Source organism: Pseudomonas sp. SG-MS2, from assembly GCF_009933855.1.
Taxonomy (GTDB): domain Bacteria; phylum Pseudomonadota; class Gammaproteobacteria; order Pseudomonadales; family Pseudomonadaceae; genus Aquipseudomonas; species Aquipseudomonas putida_E.
This window is the reverse complement of sequence record NZ_MOMO01000209.1, coordinates 1-3,715: the sequence shown is the minus strand read 5'-3', so window position 1 is coordinate 3,715 and position 3,715 is coordinate 1. Positions and strand designations below refer to the sequence as shown.

General features: G+C 58.8%; 2 protein-coding genes. Both read left to right on the top strand.

The features are described from left to right. Positions 1-234: 234 nt before the first annotated feature. Entirely contained in the window at positions 235-1,158 is a 924-nt protein-coding gene (locus tag BLX42_RS17420; protein ID WP_161872264.1) for a LysR substrate-binding domain-containing protein, read from the top strand. Between the two features lie 274 nt (positions 1,159-1,432). After that, a complete protein-coding gene (locus tag BLX42_RS17415) occupies positions 1,433-2,803 on the top strand; it encodes an MFS family transporter (RefSeq protein ID WP_161872263.1) in 1,371 nt (456 codons plus the stop codon). Positions 2,804-3,715 lie beyond the last annotated feature (912 nt).

The following is a 3,715-nucleotide window of genomic DNA, read 5'->3' as shown; positions in this document are numbered from 1 at the left end:
CCCCCCCCCCCGCGCGCCACTGCCTCGGGCGCAGAACGGCCAATGGTTTGAGGTCAACGCTTGCCCCACGATTGAGGTATCCATCTAGGCTGGCCTCACCCCGGGGCTAGCCCGCTCCATATCAAATGGGTACTAACTGCTATGCTCAAATGCTATAGCTGGTGCCCCAGGCCGTCTTTAGACTGTCAAATACGCCGCTCCGGCGGCACTCCCTTCCCTGCAAGTGGTTGATCGATGGACGTAACGCAACTCAAAACCCTGATCCACGTGGCGGAGCTTGGCAGTTTGAGCAAGGCGTCGGATCGCCTGCACGTGGCGCAACCGGCACTGAGTCGGCAGATCCGGCAGTTGGAAAAGGAACTGGGTGTCTACCTGTTCGAGCGCCACGGCCGTGGCATGGAAATCACTGCTGCGGGGCTGGAGGTACTTGAGCGGGCCACCCGCATCATGAACGAGCTGGAGTCCATTCGTACCTCGGTAGCCGGCGGGCGTGCGGCCTTCCGCGGCATGGTCGCCATCGGTACCACGCCGACGATCGCCGAGATCGTCACGGTTCCGCTGGTCAAGCGCATCAGCGATACCCACCCGGATCTCTCCATCCGCTTTTCATCGGCTTTCAGCGGCTATCTGCTGGACTGGTTGCAGCGGGGCGAACTGGAACTGGCCATCTCCTACGATCCGCAGCCCCTGCATACACTTCGCATCGAACCGGTGATGATGGAAAACCTGGTACTGGTTGGCCCTCCCGATTCTGGGCTGAATCTCGATACGGCGGTCCCTTTCGCACAGTTGGCCAGGGAACCGATGGTCTTACCCAGCCCCCGTCACGGGCTACGCAAGATCATGGACCAATGTGCTCTGGAGCGCGGCTTCAAGATCACCACCAGCGTCGAGGCGGATTCATTCGGCGCGATGATCGACCTTGTGCGCAATGGCTTTGGTTACACCGCGTTGCCCCTGGCCTCGATCTACTCGCGTTTGAACGACGGCACGCTATGCGCGGCACCGCTGGTAGACCCTACGCCCATGCGAAAACTGGTGCTGGTGCTGCCGGCCGATCGCCAGGTGAGCCCGGCTACCCGCTATGTCGGCCAGACTTTCGTCGACATTGCCTCGGAGCTGGTGGCCGAAGGTATCTGGGCTGGGCATATGCTCTGACGCAGCGAGCTATTCAATTGAGGCATAACTGCTAGAGGGGAGCGGGTCTGGCCGCTATCCAGGTGAGGGCGTAGCTTTGCTCGGGAATAAAAGTCAGTGCGCTTTCGCTGACTTGTAAAATAATAGATCTCGGAAGGTACCCCCCATGATGCGCGTTTCATCGCCTTGCGTTTTGCCGCCTGTTTTTTCCCACCACGACTCCAACCCGATCACTCGAACGTAAACCGACACTGTCGTTCCTGCCTTGCGTTTGCCTTAGATCTGGAGTTGCCCCATGCACACCAACAATAACAATCCCGCTGCGCCTGATATCAACAACCTGACCAACCGCCAACGAATCCGCGCCATTCTCGGTGCCTGCTCCGGCAACCTGGTGGAGTGGTACGACTTTTTCATCTACGCCTACACCTCGATCTACTTTGCGGCCTTATTCTTTCCCCAGGGCGACCAGACCACGCAGTTGCTGGCGACCGCCGGGATTTTCGCCGTGGGCTTCTTTATGCGCCCCTTGGGCGGTTGGATCTTCGGCTACCTGGCCGACACCCGTGGTCGCAAGTTTTCCATGATCATCTCTGTGTTCCTAATGTGTGGCGGCTCGCTGATGATCGCCGTGCTGCCTACTTATGAGTCCATCGGCATGGCAGCTCCGGTGCTGCTGCTGGTAGCCCGCTTGATGCAGGGGCTCTCGGTCGGTGCTGAATACGGCACCGGGGCCACCTACATCAGCGAAATTTCCCGCAAGGGCAAGCGCTGCTTCTTTGGCTCGTTCCAGTACTTCACCATCATCGCCGGCCAGTTGCTCGCGCTGCTGACGGTGGTGGTGCTGCAAAATGTGCTGCCAATCGAGGAGCTCAAGGCCTGGGGCTGGCGGATTCCGTTCTTCATCGGTGCGGTCAGCGCACTGGTAGTGGTGTACCTGCGCCGCTCGATGCTTGAGACCGCCCATGCCCAGGGCGCCAAACACAAGGAAGCTGGCTCCATCAAGGCGCTGATGAAACACAAGAAAGCTGTGCTGCTGACCATTGCCATTACGGCCGGTTGCTCGCTGCACTTCTACACCTTCTCCACCTACATGCAGAAATACCTGGTGGTGTCGGCCGGCTTCGACCCCTCGACGGTCAGCTTCATCATGACAGCCGCGCTGGTGGTGTTCATGTGTCTGCAGCCGGTCTTCGGGATGATGGCCGACCGGATCGGCTCACGTAACAGCATGATTGCTTTCGGCCTCCTATCAAGCATGTTGATCGTGCCGTTGCTTTCTGGCCTGAAGAGCGTCACCAACCCGTATGAGGCCTTTACGTTGGTCATGCTCGGGCTGCTGATTGCAGCGTTCTATACGCCGGTGACCGGTGTACTTAAAGCTGACCTATATCCCGCCACCGTACGCGCGCTGGGGGTAGGTTTACCTTACGCACTGGGCAATGCGCTGTGTGGCGGCACGGCCGAGTACGTGGCACTGTCACTGCGCGGCGCGGGGGTGGAGTCTTACTTCTACTACTACGTGGCGGCCATGAGCGCGATTACCCTGCTGGCTGCGGTGCTCATGCCTGACTTGCGTAAGCACGGCTACCTTGACGGCACCGGCGCGGTGGAGGAGAACACCGGCCTGCGCGGAACCCCGGCGTACTCCAACGCTCGGGGCTGAGCCCCGGCCCGGGCAGCCGCTGGCGGTTGCCCAGGGATCCTCACGATTTCGCTGCCCGGGGTTTTGAGTTGGCAAGCCGTACATGTATTGGCGGGGGCAGGGCAGCGATAGGAACTTGTTCATCAGCTCGCAGTTATCGGACAGTTCGACCATGGACTGCAAGATCCAGTGTACCGCGCCGGTATGCATTGCGCGGGTGGTCGAGGACCTGCCGGCGTGGTTCTGTACGAAAAGAAACACCCCATGGAGCAAGCCAGCGAGACCATACGAACAGTTCGAGTGGACGTGATACAGATGAATCAGGATCAGCGTCAATTCAATTCTAGAGCCACGCGACACCAGCCGGTGATTGGTGAACAAGCTTGGAGACGTGATCAAGCTTTATCATCTAGCTGGTTGATAAGGAAGGGAACCGGTGAATGCTGAAAACGGCGCCTGTGAATGGTGAAACTGGATAAGTGAAGGTCAGCAACCGAAGAGCGAAAATACACCATTTAACAAGTGGGCCATGTCATATGTTCATAGGCAAGCCGTTACTATGTTCTGCGGCACGTCCGAAGGCTAATGGCATGGAAATGTTCATCGGTCCAAGTTCATGGAAACCGGGCAGCAGCCTGCGAACTGTGTGGCTCAGCAGAACATCGAAACGGCCGTACACCCCAACCATTCACCCGGGCCCGAGTCACTTGGATTTGCGCGCCGGGCACAACGTGATCCTGTAGTTTCTCGAAAGCCTGCGGGCGGCCGGTGCCAACCATGTGGCTTTGAATTTCCAGTACAGCGAACGCGATGCCGTACAGGAGGTGGAGAATTGGTCGAGAAATTGTCGCGAGTCGAGAAAGCGAAGTCAGATCGTGTCCCGGGAAGTGGTGTAACTGAACCAGCCGAAGGCGCCCTGCGGGCGAAAGAGGA